The 14,415-nt window shown below is 66.1% G+C and carries 15 protein-coding genes; 9 read left to right on the forward strand and 6 right to left on the reverse strand.

Annotated features, from left to right (window positions below; genetic code table 11):
• Nucleotides 1–398: 398 nt before the first annotated feature.
• From E0H75_RS12130 to E0H75_RS44050, 3 genes are read right to left on the reverse strand one after another with little or no spacing between them, the layout of a single operon-like run.
• On the reverse strand, nt 399–1,226 hold the full coding sequence (locus tag E0H75_RS12130) for a MauE/DoxX family redox-associated membrane protein (RefSeq protein ID WP_131513595.1): 828 nt from the start codon (nt 1,224–1,226) through the stop codon (nt 399–401).
• A 13-nt stretch (nt 1,227–1,239) separates the two neighbouring features.
• A complete protein-coding gene (locus E0H75_RS12135) occupies nt 1,240–1,842 on the reverse strand; it encodes a cell wall protein (RefSeq protein WP_131513596.1) in 603 nt (200 codons plus the stop codon).
• A gap of 13 nt (nt 1,843–1,855) precedes the next feature.
• Nucleotides 1,856–2,089 carry a septal ring lytic transglycosylase RlpA family protein gene (locus E0H75_RS44050; protein WP_238162977.1) on the reverse strand — a complete coding sequence of 78 codons (234 nt, stop codon included), beginning with the start codon at nt 2,087–2,089 and terminating at the stop codon, nt 1,856–1,858.
• A gap of 601 nt (nt 2,090–2,690) precedes the next feature.
• Here E0H75_RS44050 and E0H75_RS12145 point away from each other — a divergent pair.
• Nucleotides 2,691–3,677 (forward strand): TerC/Alx family metal homeostasis membrane protein, encoded by a 987-nt coding sequence (locus tag E0H75_RS12145; RefSeq protein WP_131513598.1) that lies wholly within the window; start codon nt 2,691–2,693, stop codon nt 3,675–3,677.
• Here the strand turns inward: E0H75_RS12145 and E0H75_RS12150 are convergent, their stop codons facing one another.
• The gene (locus tag E0H75_RS12150; protein WP_131513599.1) at nt 3,678–4,940 is read right to left on the reverse strand and encodes an MFS transporter; all 1,263 of its coding nucleotides are present in this window, start codon (nt 4,938–4,940) and stop codon (nt 3,678–3,680) included. It lies immediately after the preceding gene.
• A 339-nt stretch (nt 4,941–5,279) separates the two neighbouring features.
• Between E0H75_RS12150 and E0H75_RS12155 the strand changes: the two genes are divergently transcribed.
• The 8 genes from E0H75_RS12155 (at nt 5,280) to E0H75_RS12190 (ending at nt 13,045) form a co-directional block, all read left to right on the forward strand.
• On the forward strand, nt 5,280–6,017 hold the full coding sequence (locus tag E0H75_RS12155) for an SDR family NAD(P)-dependent oxidoreductase (RefSeq protein WP_131513600.1): 738 nt from the start codon (nt 5,280–5,282) through the stop codon (nt 6,015–6,017).
• Nucleotides 6,018–6,178: 161 nt separating this feature from the next.
• Nucleotides 6,179–7,078, forward strand: a complete 900-nt coding sequence (locus E0H75_RS12160) for a phosphotransferase enzyme family protein (protein WP_131513601.1) — start codon at nt 6,179–6,181, stop codon at nt 7,076–7,078.
• Between the two features lie 340 nt (nt 7,079–7,418).
• Nucleotides 7,419–8,417 carry an ABC transporter permease gene (locus E0H75_RS12165; RefSeq protein ID WP_131513602.1) on the forward strand — a complete coding sequence of 333 codons (999 nt, stop codon included), beginning with the start codon at nt 7,419–7,421 and terminating at the stop codon, nt 8,415–8,417.
• Nucleotides 8,414–9,358 (forward strand): carbohydrate ABC transporter permease, encoded by a 945-nt coding sequence (locus E0H75_RS12170; RefSeq protein WP_131513603.1) that lies wholly within the window; start codon nt 8,414–8,416, stop codon nt 9,356–9,358. Before E0H75_RS12165 ends, E0H75_RS12170 begins: the two co-directional genes overlap by 4 nt.
• Nucleotides 9,359–9,413: 55 nt before the next feature.
• Nucleotides 9,414–11,075 (forward strand): type 2 periplasmic-binding domain-containing protein, encoded by a 1,662-nt coding sequence (locus E0H75_RS12175; protein WP_131513604.1) that lies wholly within the window; start codon nt 9,414–9,416, stop codon nt 11,073–11,075.
• Between the two features lie 6 nt (nt 11,076–11,081).
• Nucleotides 11,082–11,276 (forward strand): glycoside hydrolase N-terminal domain-containing protein, encoded by a 195-nt coding sequence (locus tag E0H75_RS12180; protein ID WP_131513605.1) that lies wholly within the window; start codon nt 11,082–11,084, stop codon nt 11,274–11,276.
• Nucleotides 11,277–11,301: 25 nt separating this feature from the next.
• The gene (locus E0H75_RS12185) at nt 11,302–11,925 is read left to right on the forward strand and encodes a glycosyl hydrolase family 95 catalytic domain-containing protein (RefSeq protein WP_131513606.1); all 624 of its coding nucleotides are present in this window, start codon (nt 11,302–11,304) and stop codon (nt 11,923–11,925) included.
• 103 nt (nt 11,926–12,028) lie between these two features.
• Entirely contained in the window at nt 12,029–13,045 is a 1,017-nt protein-coding gene (locus tag E0H75_RS12190) for an ABC transporter substrate-binding protein (RefSeq protein WP_131513607.1), read from the forward strand.
• 242 nt (nt 13,046–13,287) lie between these two features.
• Here the strand turns inward: E0H75_RS12190 and E0H75_RS12195 are convergent, their stop codons facing one another.
• Both E0H75_RS12195 and E0H75_RS12200 read right to left on the reverse strand, forming a co-directional pair.
• Complete coding sequence (locus tag E0H75_RS12195; RefSeq protein ID WP_131513608.1) at nt 13,288–13,707, reverse strand: carboxymuconolactone decarboxylase family protein; 420 nt, start codon at nt 13,705–13,707, stop codon at nt 13,288–13,290.
• 25 nt (nt 13,708–13,732) lie between these two features.
• Entirely contained in the window at nt 13,733–14,341 is a 609-nt protein-coding gene (locus tag E0H75_RS12200; RefSeq protein WP_131513609.1) for a hypothetical protein, read from the reverse strand.
• Nucleotides 14,342–14,415: the final 74 nt, after the last annotated feature.

A 14,415-nucleotide genomic window follows, 5' to 3' on the forward strand; every position in this document is an offset into this window, starting at 1 on the left:
TGTCACATCCTAGCTGCTGTGACAGTACCATCACAACCGAGCATCGTCAGGGGAACTTGAGGCGGATTATGACGTTGTCGATGGTGGTGGGGGTGCCGCCGTTTTTGTCGTTGTTGGTGGAGGTCAGATAGAGAGCTCCGTCGGGCTGGCGGCGGGTGCTGCGGAGGCAAGTGCCAGGGCGGTGGCGAGGGCGACCGCGCCCGCCGGAGCCACGCGCCACAAGGGGCGAGGTGTCATCGAGGTCTCCTGTTGTTCCGGGGCGGAGGAGCTGCAGGGGAACCACTCAACCGTTAGGAAACTTTCCTAACTGTTATCGGCATCACACTACCGCCGGCCAACGGTGTCAACAAGAAAGCCCCCGCGGAGGCAGGCTCCGCGGGGGCTCGAGAGAACTCTCCCTAGGCAGTGGCCAGCAGGGTCGGCCGGTACAGCGTCTGACCCGACGTCTCGTCGACGACGGCGACCCGGACCGCTTCCGGTGTGCTGTCCTGGTGCGGTACGGCGAAGACGGCGGTCGCCGGGCGGCCGTCGTACCTGGCGGTGTAACTGACGAACCGCCAGTCCTCGTCGTCCCAGTAGTCGTGAATGTCGGACCGCAGCAGCCCGTTGACCGCGCGGTACGCCGGACTGAGCAACAGCCGTCGCTGAGTCGCAGCGAGCGGTACGTCGTTGGTCGCGGTGCCGGCGAGTGGATGGGTGATCTCCACCCGCAACCGCCGCAGCGGAAGCAGCCAGTACCGATCCAGCTCAGCCGACAGCATGACGAACGCGGCGGCCTCCAACACCAGCACCGCCACCACCGCGACGGAGCCGATCGACCACCACCCGTCGTCAGCAGTCGTCGCCGCCAAAGCTGTTGCCAGCAGCAACACCGTGCGCCCGATCGCCCGCCGGCCAACGGGTTTGGCCGACGAACCGATGCACCCACAGGACGCATCCGGCACCACGATCTTGGCGTAGATCAAGTACCCGGTGAACCCTCCGGCCAGCACTGCAGCCGCCACCGCCTCGATGGTCCATGCCGGCGGCAACAACAGCGCCAACGCGATCACAGCCTCGATCGCACCGACAGCGTGGTACGCCGGTGCGGCCCGCGTCTCACCGACCAACCTCGGCAGAGCTGTCCGCTCCGCGCTGTCCCGTCGGACGACTTTGCCGTACGACGACCAGAGCAGGAGCAATCCGATGAGCAGCGGCTGGGCAGCCGCCACCTGATGTGCGAACATCACGGCCTCCCGGTCAGTTCGAGGCGTAGACGGTCGCGATGTCGATCTCGTTGGTGCCCGGTCGCCAGGCGCCGATCACCTGGGCGTGCCGGCCGACCTTGAGCATCGACAGATCCGACACCGCGGGTGTGCCGTTGTAGACGGCCGCGGTGAGCCCGGGCTGCACGTACCCCACGACCTTCTGGCCGTGGTGCTCGAGCTGCAGAGTGGATCGCCCGATCGAGGTGATGCTGACGGTCAGGTTGACGATGTTCACCCAGACTGACTCGGCAGCCAGGGTGCCGTCCGGCATCAGCACGCCACGGGCGTACAGGCCGTCGCCGACCCGGACCTGGTCGAGTGTGGTGGGCCGGAGCTTCCAGACACTGGTGACGCCGGTCAGCTGGATCCGGTGCAGCCGGCCGTCGGATCCCTGGACCTGCAGGAGATCCTGGTTCCGGCCGATGATCAGGCCTTCGGCGAAGTTCGGGTCCGGCTGTCCGGGTTCGGGGTACTGCGTGGCCGCGGCGAACGCGGTCTCGGGGGCCAGTGAGCCCATGGCGCCGGCGGCGACCAGGCCGGTGGCGCCGAGTGCGGCGCGGGTGAGCAGGGACCTGCGGTCCATCGTTGTGGTCATCTCAGGTCACCTCTCAGCCGACGTCGATCGTGCAGGGGATCAGGCCGGCGCTCAGGCTCGCGATCGCGGAGAACGCGGCCGGAGTCAGGTCGACGATCCGGTTGGAGGCGCACGTGCCGCCGCAGCAGGCACGCTCGCCGCAGAACAGATCGGTCTGCGGACCGCAGTCCGCGATCGACGTGACCACCCGTGATCCGTTGCACAGGTTGGTCGTGGAGTGCCGGAACCCGCAGGTCCGGCGCGACATCCCGGTGACCCCGCAGGTGTCGGGGTGGGTGATCGCGAAACAGGCGTCCGAGGTGTTCGGCCACGCGTGCTGGAAGTTGCCCGAGTGGCAGGTTCCGCAAGCACCTCGTCCGGTGCTCGCGCAGGGTCCCCATGCGTTGCCGCAACAGAACCATGAGACTTCGCCGTTGAGTCCGGCCATGACAGATTCCTCCAGGTCTAGGGGCGGTAAGACCTACAGAAACGTTGTACTCCGATCCGGGGGAATCTCCCAGAGCTCAGGTCGAAACGGAAACTTTTTGCCAAGAGTTCATAGAAGTATTCGATCGGAGTCGAATGATTCAAACCCTGGTGCTGGAGTCTGTATGCGGTATACGATCCTGGCGAACGCGCTGGTTGTGACCTGGTGCACGGTGTGTTGCATCGGTACCGGATAGAATCGGTGTGTTTGTGGAGGGGAGTATTCCTCTCGGGCGCCGCCCCCGGTGCGCCCGAAGCGGCAGCGTCGTCATCACGGGAGGCCTGGGCGGCCGAACCGGTGCTGCCGGCCCGGAGTTCCGGGCGGAAGAGACCTCCGGACCAAGCTGTGCGCCGTCGTCCGGAGGTTAGTCGTGGTCTCTGTCATGTCCCCTGCAGTCTGGGTCTTCACCATCATCGGGTTGCTGGCGATCGTCGCCTTCGACCTGATCGTGATCGCGCGCCGCAATCACACGGTCACGATCAAGGACGCGACCCGATGGGTGCTGTTCTACGTCGGCCTGGCCGCCCTGTTCGCGGTCGGCCTGTTCGTGTTCAGTCCGGGTCAGACCGGCGGCGAGTTCGTGGCCGGCTACATCACCGAGTACAGCCTGAGCGTCGACAACCTGTTCGTCTTCGTCATCATCATGGCCCGGTTCGCCGTACCGAGCCTGGCGCAGGACAAGGTGCTCTACATCGGCATCGTGGTCTCGATGCTGCTGCGTGCGGTCTTCATCCTGGCCGGCGCGGCCGCGATCTCCGCGGCCAGCTGGGTGTTCTACATCTTCGGCGCGTTCCTGGTCTATACCGCGATCAGGCTCGCGCTGGAGGGTGAGAACGACGAGGCCGACTTCCAGGAGAACGCCGTACTGCGCGGCATGCGCCGGGTGCTGCCGCTGGCGCACGACTACGACGGCGACAAGCTGATCACCCGCGTCGACGGGCGCCGGCTGCTGACGCCGCTGGTGATCGTGATCTCCGCGATCGGGATGGCGAACGTGATCTTCGCGCTCGACTCGATCCCGGCGATCTTCGGGCTCACCCAGGACGCCTACATCGTGCTGACCGCCAACGCGTTCGCCCTGATGGGCCTGCGCCAGCTGTACTTCCTGATCGGTGGTCTGCTGGAGCGGATCATCTACCTGAACGTCGGCCTGTCGGTGATCCTCGCCTTCATCGGCGTGAAGCTGATCATCGAGGCGCTGCACGGCTCGCACATCGACGACATCGGCGCGATCCACCTGCCGCACATCGGCATCCTGACCTCGCTCGGCTTCATCGCCGGCACCCTGTTCGTGACCACGCTCGCCAGCCTGATCAAGTCGTCGTACGACCGGCGCCGGGTCGAGGTGAAGGTCCGGATCGACGACTGATCAGACCGGATCCACCTGCTTGTCCGCGTCCGTACGGCGTACCTCCCGCAGACGCAGGTAGAGGGCCGGGATCGGCGTCAGGATCAGCCCGGAGGTGACCAGGGCGGTCCGGAGGCCGGACCGGCCCGCCAGCGCACCGAGCGGTGGGCCGCCGGCGACCTGACCGATCGCGTTCGCCTGGGACACCATCGAGATGACCGTCGCCCGCGACCGGGAATCGACGTGGCGGTTCAGCCAGGCCGACTCGATCGGCCAGGCGAGGGTGTCGGCGATCGTCCGCAGCCACATCGCGGCCAGCGCCAGCCACAGGTGGTCGAGCAGCGCGAACGAGATCACGCCAACCACCTGCAGGAGGCTGAGCAGCGCGAGTACGCCATTCGGATGCGAGGCACCGACCCGCTCCGGGGACAGTTTGTTCAACCCCAGCGAACTGATGAGCGACAGCAGCGTCCCGACCAGCGCCAGTACGGCGAACCAGAACGCCGGGTCCGACGTACCGAAGACCGTCGGGAAGGTGAAGTTCAGGATCTTCACCGACCACAGCCGGTCGAACGCCTCGCTCGACAGGCCGGAGATGAGGCTGATCAGGACCAGGGTCCGGACGACGGGACGTCGCCGGGCGACCGAGAGGCCGTGCTTGAAGGTGTCGGCCATCTCCCGGAAGGTCTCCCGCTCCGCGGCCGGAGTCCGGTGGAAGTTCTCCTCGCGCATGAACGCCGCCAGGACCAGCGCGACCAGGATCATCCCGGCGCCGGACAGGACGAGGGGGAGCGGCAGGCTGATCAGGCCGAGCGCACCAGCGGAGACGATGCCGGCGATCGTGGCGGCCAGGCTCACCTGCTGGCTGCGAACCATGACCGAACCGACCCGGTCGGTGCCGATCTCGTCGGTGATCCAGGCCTGGTCGGCGCCGGAGGTGAAGGTGTAGCCGAGGCCCCAGAGCACCTGGGCGGCGAGGATCGCGAGGAAGGCCGGCACCAGGCCCTGGAGCACGTAGCCGGCGCCGATCAGCGCGACGCCGATGATGATCGACAACCGTCGGCTGTACAGGTCGGCGACGATGCCGGTCGGGATCTCGAAGAGGAAGCAGGCCAGCTCCAGCGTGGTCCCGACCAGGACCATCTGGAGTGGGTTCAGTCCGGCTTCGCGGACGTAGTACACCATGCTGAGCGTCGACGTCAGCGCGCCGAAGAACGCCCAGGCGGCGTTGTAGGCGTAGTAGGTCCGGACGGGGTCGGCGGACCGGAAGGCAGGATGAGACATCGCGGGTGGCTCCCGAAAGCGTGTGCGGGTATGACGAAGCGCGACCGAGTAGGTCAAACGCTTGACGTGACGCACTCGGCGGCCTACCGGCAGTGGCCCGGAACAGCGGCGGTGGTGCGCTTTCAGGAGCTACGTTGCATGAGGCTCAGAGTAGGGCCTCGGCGGCGAGTCCGCCGCTCAATTTCCCGCCTCAGAGTGGTGTTGAGGAGTACCATCAGTAATGCCTGGCCCGGCCGTTCCCCCGTGATGGTCGGGTCAGGTTTTCGTGTCAGGGATGTCGAGGACGACACGTCGGCTTCGTCCCCCGGTAGACAGTCAGTCCTACCGGAAGGAACAGCCATGCTGCTCGAGAACAAGGTCGCGATCGTGTACGGCGCCGGCGGTGCGATGGGTGGCGCGGTCGCGCGGGCATTCGCCGCCGAAGGAGCCACCGTCCATCTGGCCGGCCGCACTCTGGCCAACCTGGAGAAGGTCGCCGCGGACATCGGTGCGGCGGTCGGCTCGGTCACGGTGCTGGACGCGTACGACGTACAGGCGGTGAACGATCATGTGGCGTCGATCGAGGGTCCGATCGACGCCGTCTTCAACGGCGTCAGCATCCGGGTGAAGCAGGACATCCCGCTGGTCGACATGGACGTCGAGGACTTCGTCCGCCCGGTCCAGGACGCGGCCCGGACCAACTTCGTCACGTCGACGGCGGTCGCTCGCCGGATGATCGCGCAGCGCTCGGGCGTGATCATCCTGCTGTCCTCGTCGGCCGCGCGGGAGTCCGGGTTCGAGATGGGCGGGTTCAGCCTGGCGTGCGCCTCGATCGAGTGCCTGACCCGGTCGATGGCCGGTGAGGTCGGCAAGTACGGCGTACGCGTGGTCGCGCTGCGGCCGAACTTCACCCCGGACACACACCCGGAGTGGGACATCCCGGAGGACGGCCTCGACCACCTGCTCGAGCGGACCGCGCTCAGGCGGCTCCCGCAGAAGGCGGAAGTAGCGCGGACAGCCGCCTTCGCCGCCTCCGACCACGCCGGCCCGATGACCGGCGCCGTCCTCAACCTCAGCTGCGGCTCGATCGTCGACTAGAAGGCCTTGCGGCACTCGGCTGCCGGTCAGTGACCCGGTAGCCGAGGCTTTCGTAGAGCCCATCCGGCGAGGCGCTCGCCGTCCCAAGCCAGCGTCCAAAGCGCGTCTTCCGGGAAGTTCATGCCCGCACTATTGGAACCCCCGGGTGCGACGATGGCCGGATGCCTTCCCCCACTGCGTCGCTCACCGCTGCCCTCGGACTCGATGTGACGCGGCTCGAACCGACTCGCCCGGGCGACGACGACTCACCAGGCAACGGCAACTGGCACCTGTGGACCAGGGACGGCGACCACCACATTCTCCGGCGGTACCACGTACTCCGGACCGAGGAGGATCTCGCTTACGAGACGAAGGTGCTCGAGCACCTCACCGAGCGCGGCTGGTGCGTGCCGACGAAACTGGCCGGCCCGATCCGGTACGACGGCCGACTGTGGGCCGTGACGCGGTTCGTACCGGGGAGCCCTCATGAGGAGGAGACCGCGGATCAACGCGCCGAGCGTGGGGCAGCGCTGGCCAGGTTGCACGAGGACTTGCGCGATCTCGAGCTCGGCCATCGGCCGGGGTTCTACGAAGCATGCGACCTGGACGCCATGGCTGCCTTCCAAGGCTGGGACTCAGGCGTCGAAGGTCTGCGCGAACTTCGACCGGATCTCGCCGACCGGTCGGTACGGGCGATGGGCGGCGCGAAGAAGCTGATCAGCGAGCACGGGCTCCGCGAGTTGCCGCAGACGATCGTGCACGGGGACTTCGCCAGCTGGAACCTGCACTTCGACGCGGACCCCCGGCTGGCGGGTGTGATCGATTTCGACCTGTGTCACCCCGACATCCGTGCCTGGGAGTTCGTGATCGCGCGGGTGCACCGCGCACCGGAGCTGCTGGCCGGTTACCAGCACGCGACGAGGACTCCGCTCGCTGCCGATGAGCTGGCTGCGATCAAGCCGCTACAGGTCGTGTTCAGAGTCCTGATGGTGATGGCCGAGCTCTGGAAAGGCCGCCAGAGCGGGCAGTTCGACGAGGCGATGATCGAGCGGCAACTGGGGCTTGGTCAGGCCTTGACATAGGCGGGTGACGCCGGGTTGACTTCGACATAGTTCACAGGGGAAATAAATTCCGGTCCGGACCGAAGTCGTCGGCTCAGAGCGACTTCTGCCGGGACTGTTGTCTGCCCGGATCCGCTGGCGAGGCCAGCGGATCATTCGGCGTTTGCCGAGAGTCGTTGCTCTCAGCAACCCGGGGAAACCCTTGTAAACAAGCGATCTGAGCGCATCGGTCAACGTCCGGTATCGACCCGGCGCAGAAGTCTTCCGCTGCCGGGGGTTCTGTGTCATTCTCCGGGATAGCGAAACCCGAGATCCTATCGGATATCGGTTCCACTCCAGTGCGTGACGGAAAGGATGCGGAGTGAGCGCAACCTTCGAGGTGAAACCGGCGCCGGCGGCACCGGCCAGGACCGAGGCGGTGAAACGCACCCCGCCGCCTCGCCCGAGCCGGCGGACCGCGGCCGGCCGGAGCCTGCGCCGGCACTGGCAGCTCTATCTGCTGATCGTCGTACCGCTCGCGTACTTCGTCATCTTCAAGTACATCCCGATCGCCAACGCCGTGATCGCGTTCAAGAACTACAGCCCGGTCAAGGGCCCGTGGGGCAGTGACTGGGTCGGGTTCAAGAACTTCGAGCTGTTCTTCCAGAACCCGGTGTTCTGGACGCTGGTGAAGAACACCTTCTTCCTGGCCGCCTACACCGTGCTCGCGAGCTTCCCGATCCCGATCATCCTGGCGATCGCGCTGAACGAGATTCGCAACGGCCGGTTCAAGAAGACCGTGCAGCTGGTCACCTACGCGCCGTACTTCATCTCCACCGTGGTGGTCGTGTCGATGACGATCCTGGTGCTGTCGCCGCGGCTCGGCTTCGTCAACGACGCGATCGGCCTGTTCGGGGTCCCGCAGATCGACTTCCTCGGCCGGCCGGACTACTTCCGGCACATCTACGTCTGGTCCGACGTCTGGCAGACCACGGGGTACTCCGCCGTCATCTACCTGGCCGCGCTGTCCGGGATCGACCCGGCGCTGCACGAGTCGGCCCGGATCGACGGCGCCAGCCGGCTGCAGCGGATCTGGAATGTCGACCTGCCCGGGATCATGCCGACCGCGGTGATCATCCTGGTCCTCGGCGTCGGCAACATCATGTCGATCGGGTTCGAGAAGGCCTTCCTGCTGCAGAACCCGCTGAACACCGCCCAGTCCGAGATCATCGCCACCTACGTCTACAAGACCGGCCTGCTGAACGCCGACTTCAGCATGGCGACCGCGATCGGACTGTTCAACTCGGTGATCAACCTCTTCCTCCTGCTCGGCGTGAACTTCGTCGCCAAGCGCATCACAGGGAACGGACTCTGGTCATGAGCGTTACCTTGCAGGGATTCCGGCGTACGGCGGCCGGCCGATCGGAACGCACCGCGATCGAGGAGACCAAGACCGACCGGATCTTCCTGATCGGCGTGAAGATCATGCTCTGGATCGCGCTGATCATCGTCGCGGTGCCGCTGATCTACATCGTCGCGAACTCGTTCAGCAGCGCGTCGGCGGTGAGCGCCGGCCGGGTCCTGCTCTGGCCGGTCGAGCCGAGCATCCGTGCGTACAAGGAGGCCTTCAGCGACCCTCTCATCATGAAGGGCTACCTGAACTCCTTCATCTACGCGATCGGCGGCACCCTGATCAGCGTCACGCTGACGATCGCGATCGCCTATCCGCTGTCACGCCGGACCTTCTTCGGCCGCAACGTGATCATGAGTCTGCTGGTCTTCACCATGCTGTTCTCCGGCGGCCTGATCCCGACGTACCTGGTGGTGCAGGACCTGGGCATGCTGAACACCCGGTGGGCGATGGTCATCCCCAGCGCGATCGGGGTGTGGCAGGTGATCATCGCGCGCACGTTCTTCCGCTCGACCATCCCCGACGAGCTGTACGAGGCGGCCACCATCGACGGGGCCAGCGACCTGCGCTTCCTCTGGTCGATCGTGCTGCCGCTGTCCAAGCCGGTGATCGCGGTGATCGCACTGATGTACGCGATCTTCCAGTGGAACAGCTACTTCGACGCCCTGGTCTACCTGAAGGACCCGAGCCTGTACCCGTTGCAGATCGTGCTGCGGAATGTGCTGATCCTGAACACCCTCACCGGGTCGACCACTACCACCAACCTGGCCCAGCAGCTCGAACAGCAACAGCTGGCCAATGTTCTCAAGTACGCGCTCATCGTCATCTCGAGTCTGCCCGTACTGGTCATCTACCCGTTCGTCGCCCGCCACTTCACCAAGGGCGTGATGGTCGGCGCGGTCAAGGGCTGAAAACCCGTTCACAGCGGTCAAGGGCCGTGCGCCCACTTCAGAAGGGAACACCGCAATGCGCTCATCCGTGAGCAAAGTCGCCGCGCTGGTCGCGGCCGGAGCACTCGCCCTGGTGGCGTGCAGCTCGGACAAGTCGGCGAAGGGGGCGGCGAACGAGACGACGGCGGACGGCAAGGTCGTCATCGACACCTTCACGCCGTCGGACCAGACGATGAACCTGGACACCAACCAGGTCACGAAGATCATGAGCGACAAGTTCAAGATCCAGTTCCGCTGGCAGACCACCACGTTCGACGCCGGGCCGGCCAAGGAGAAGCGCCAGATCGCGCTGGCCAGCAACGACTACCCGGACCTGTTCTTCCTGATCCCGTGGGTCGACGCCTTCACCCAGGCCGAGGTGCTCAAGCTCGGTCAGCAGGGTGTCGCGGTCCCGCTCGAGCAGCTGATCAAGGACAACGCGCCGAACATCCAGAAGGCGCTGGACTCGAACAAGACCTACAAGGAGATGTCGACCGCGCCCGACGGTCACATCTACGCGCTGCCGCAGTGGGCCGACTGCTACCACTGCAACTACTCGGACAAGCTGTGGATGAACAGCACCTGGCTGAAGAAGCTCGGCCTGCAGGTCCCGAAGACGACCGAGGACCTGCGCAAGGTACTCGAGGCGTTCAAGACCAAGGACCCGAACGGAAACGGCAAGGCCGACGAGATCCCGATGACGTCCGACGTCCAGGACAGCGCGCTGATCCCGTACCTGATGGGCGCCTTCGCCTACGACCCGGTCGGCGCGAACAACGGCGTCCGCTCGCTGCTCACGCTGAACGGCGACAAGGTCGTGACGCCGGTGACCTCGCCGGAGTGGAAAGAGGGGCTGAAGTACATCGCCTCCCTCTACAAGGAAGGCCTGATCGACCAGGCCGCGTTCACCCAGAACGCGCAGGCACTGCAGGCCCAAGGCAACAACCCGAAGGCGATCACGCTCGGCTCGGTACCGGTGCTGCACCCGTACATCTTCGTCCAGGCCGACTCCAAGGACGGCCGGGACAAGCAGTACGACGTCGTACCGCCGCTGACCGGTCCGGGCGGCAAGAGCTTCACCGGCTGGAACTACCCGACCTCCACCGGCTACACGTTCATGCTGACCAACAAGGCCAGCAAGGAGGCCCAGGTCGCGGCGATCAAGATGCTCGACTACATCTACACCGACGAGGGCCAGATGATCACCAACATGGGCCCGGAGGGTGTCGGCTGGAACAAGCCCGGGCCTGGTGACATCGCGCTGGACGACAAGACCAAGCCGCTGTACAAGCCGGTGCAGAACGCGCCGAAGAACATCAGCTGGGGCGCGCTGGGTCAGTACAACAACACGCTCGCCTACCGCAACGCGCAGGTCGTGCCGGCCGACATCTACACCGGGGCGGGCTACGAGCGGCGACTGTTCCAGGCGACCAAGCTGTACGACGGCCACCAGGACAAGGCGCAGTACTTCCCGCAGACCTCGGTCTGGCCGGACCCGAGCCTGAGCGGTGAGCTCGCGACCCTGCAGACGAACCTCAACACCTACGTGAACCAGAACCAGTTGGCCTTCATCACCGGGTCGAAGAACATCGACACCGACTGGGACGCCTATGTGAAGGGGCTCGACAGCACCGGGATGCCGCGGTACCTGGAGATCAACCAGCAGGCCTACGACAAGTACAAGTCCGGGAGCAAGTAACTCCTCATGTCGCACGAACTGTGGTTCCGCACCCCCGCGCCGGACTGGTTCGAGGCGTTGCCGCTGGGCAACGGTCACCTCAGTGCCAAGGTGTTCGGCCGGGTCGGTGCGGAGCGGATCGCCCTCAACCTCGACGACGTGTGGTCCGGCGACGCCCCGCGCGAGCTGACTGGATGCGGTTGCCCTGGACAAGCTTCGTGAGCGGCACGTCGACGATCACGTCGCGTTGTACGACCACGCCGAGTTGGTGCTGGGTGAGCCGAGTGAGCTGCCGACCGACGAGCGGATCAAAGCGGTTGCTGCCGGGGGCAACGATCCGGACCTGGTCGCGTTGATGTTCGGCTTCGGGCGGTACCTGCTGATGGCGTCCTCCCGGCCCGGGACCCAGGCCGCCAACCTGCAAGGCATCTGGAACCAGGACCGCCGGCCGATGTGGGCGAGCGACTGGACCAACAACATCAACACCCAGATGAACTACTGGCCGGCGGATCTGACCGGTCTGGGGGAGTGCTTCGACCCGCTCACCGACCTGCTCGAGGGTCTGGCGTCGTCGGGCGCGGAGACTGCGCGAATCCTGTATGGCTCTCCGGGCTGGGTCTCGCATCACAACGCGGACATCTGGCGTTCGACCTGGCCGGTCGGCGAAGGTGGCGACGACCCGGTGTGGTCGACGTGCGCGACCTGTGGTGTTTGGCTGACCGCGCATCTGATGGAGCACTACCGCTTCCAGCAGGACGTGGGCTTCCTCCGGGACCGCGCGTACCCGGTGATCGCGGGTGCCGCGGAGTTCCTGCGTGTCTGGTCGCACTGTGGGCGCGGCTGTTCGAGCCGGAGAAGGCGGCCGAGGTGATCCGTGACTATCTGAGCCGACTCGTCTCGGACAACCTGCTGCACGGCCAACAAGTGGACCTGGTTAGGACTGCCTAACCAAAGTTGTTGTAGTCTCAACGTCCGTGAAGACGCGCATCGCAGTAGTCGTTACGGCGGCCCTGCTGGTCCTGGCCGGATGTGGTGGTGGCAACGACACCGGCAGTGCCGACACGGGGGTCGGTGACACCGACGTCGCGACCGGCGGACGGCTGTTCAAGACCGCGGACGAGGACACCGCCAAGCTCGGCTCGGACGCGCAGCCGGGCGTCTTCCCGCGGACGGTGAAGCACGCGCTCGGCGAGGCGAAGCTGGACAAGAAGCCCGAGCGGGTCGTCGTACTGGACAGTGGTGAGCTGGACGACGTACTGGCGCTCGGCATCACCCCGGTCGGGATGGCGACGACCGCGGGGCAGGCCAGCGTACCGTCGTACCTCGCGGACAGGGCGCAGGGGATCAAGACGGTCGGCGGGATCAGCGAGCTGAACCTGGAGGCGATCGCGGCGCTGAAGCCGGACCTGATCCTCGGCAGCAAGCTGCGGGCCAACGACCTGTACGACGAGCTGAACGCGATCGCGCCGACGGTGATGAGCATCCGGCCCGGGTTCCCGTGGAAGGAGAACTTCCTGCTGGTCGCGGACGCGGTCGGCGAGGAGGACAAGGCCACCGGGATCCTGAACGACTACCAGAAGCGCGCCGACGAGGTGAAGTCGAAGGTGGACGGTTCGCCGACGATCTCGCTGGTCCGGTTCCGGCCGGCCGAGATCCGGCTGTACGGCAACCTGTCGTTCATCGGCGTGATCCTGAAGGACATCGGACTGCCGCGGCCGAAGATCCAGGACGTGCAGGACCTCGCGGTCGAGGTGTCGCAGGAGAACATCTCGCAGGCGGCCGGTGACTGGATCTTCTACTCCAGCTACGGCAAGCCGAACACCACCGCCGAGAACACCGTTGTCAACGGCAACCTCTGGAAGGCGCTGCCGGCCGTGAAGGACGGCCACGTTGCCCGCGTCGACGACGAGGTCTGGTTCCTCGGCCTGGGCCCCCTCGGCGCCATGGACGTCCTCACCGACCTCGAAAAACTCCTCGGCCCCAACGGCTAGTTCCCCCGGCACCCACCCGGCCTTGAGTCGCAGGCTTTCGCCTGCGTGGTGGGTGCTGCCGCACCCGGTGGTGCGGGCTGCCGCCCGCCGGGTGACTGACGGGTGGTTGCGGCTGGAGGTGGTTCGTCGATGGCGTGTGCTTCGCGAACCGCCAGGCCATCACAATCGGTAGGCACGGCGGTGCGACCAGCGGGCAGGCAGCGTATTCAGCGCCGTTGTGCCGGCCAGGCGGTCCGCCGGGGCTAGGTGGCGATTGGGAGGAGGTCGCGTTCGGCGAAGACCTTCTTCGCCACGGTGACGGCGTTCAGGGCTCGGGGGAAGCCGCAGTAACCGGCGGCGTGGGTGAGGGATTCGACGATCTCGGTGGGGGTGAGGCCTACGTTGAGGGCTGTCTTCAGGTGGACTTCGAGTTGTGGTTCGCAGCCGCCGAGGGCGGTCAGGATGCCGAGCGTGACCAGTTGCCGTTGCTTGGGGTCGAGGCCGGGGCGCGCGTAGATGTCGCCGAAGCCGAACGCGACGATGTGGTGCGCGAGCGCGGGTGCGACGTCGGCGAGGCTGTCCATCACGGCGGGCGCTGATCCACCATCCACAGTGGCCAGTACCTCGAGACCTCGCTCGTACCGCTCTTGTTCCGCAGGGCTGTTGATGTCGGGTGCGGTCATGCCCCGACGCTAGCCGGGCCTCGGATCAGTTCCGGCCGCGGTCGGTGACGGTGATGTCCGGGGCGTAGCGGGCGACGGCTGCGACGAGGTCGTCGTAGGGGAGGGGGCGGCCGAGGATCTCGACGGTGCCGGGCCAGCGGCAGGACGGGCCCCAGGTCCTCGAACTCCGGGCCAGCGAGGTTTCGTCGTGCACCAGGACGACGAGGTACGGTTCCCAGACCTCGTCGCCTTCGGCGTTCACCTCGTGCCGCTCCACCCGGCAGACACCGTGGACGTCGGGCCAGGCGATCGTGCGGCGTTGCTCACCGCCCAGGTGGATCCCGGCCGCGTCGATCGACAGCAGTACGTCGTCGGAGTCGGCCTCGCGCCGTTCCTCGATCGTTGTCACGGCACCGACCAGCAGCAGCACCGGAAGGCCGACCGCGAAGATCAGCGGTGTTCCGCCGAAGGACAGCCAGATGGCCTCGAGCGGATCGCGGATCGGGTCGCCCCGGATCAGTTGCACGACGACGCAGAGCACGGTGAGCAGGACCATCAGCGCGAACAGCAGCGTGCCCAGGTACAGGACAGTCTTCGTCGTCCCGAGTCCGCGACGCTTGACGACGAACGGCTCGGCGGTCTGCACAGACGGCATGATCGCATTGTCAGGGCTCTCAGCCCTTCGCACCACCGTCCTCACACAACGCTAATCATTTCGGTCCGGACCGG

Source organism: Kribbella capetownensis (genome assembly GCF_004331485.1).
Lineage (GTDB): Bacteria > Actinomycetota > Actinomycetes > Propionibacteriales > Kribbellaceae > Kribbella > Kribbella capetownensis.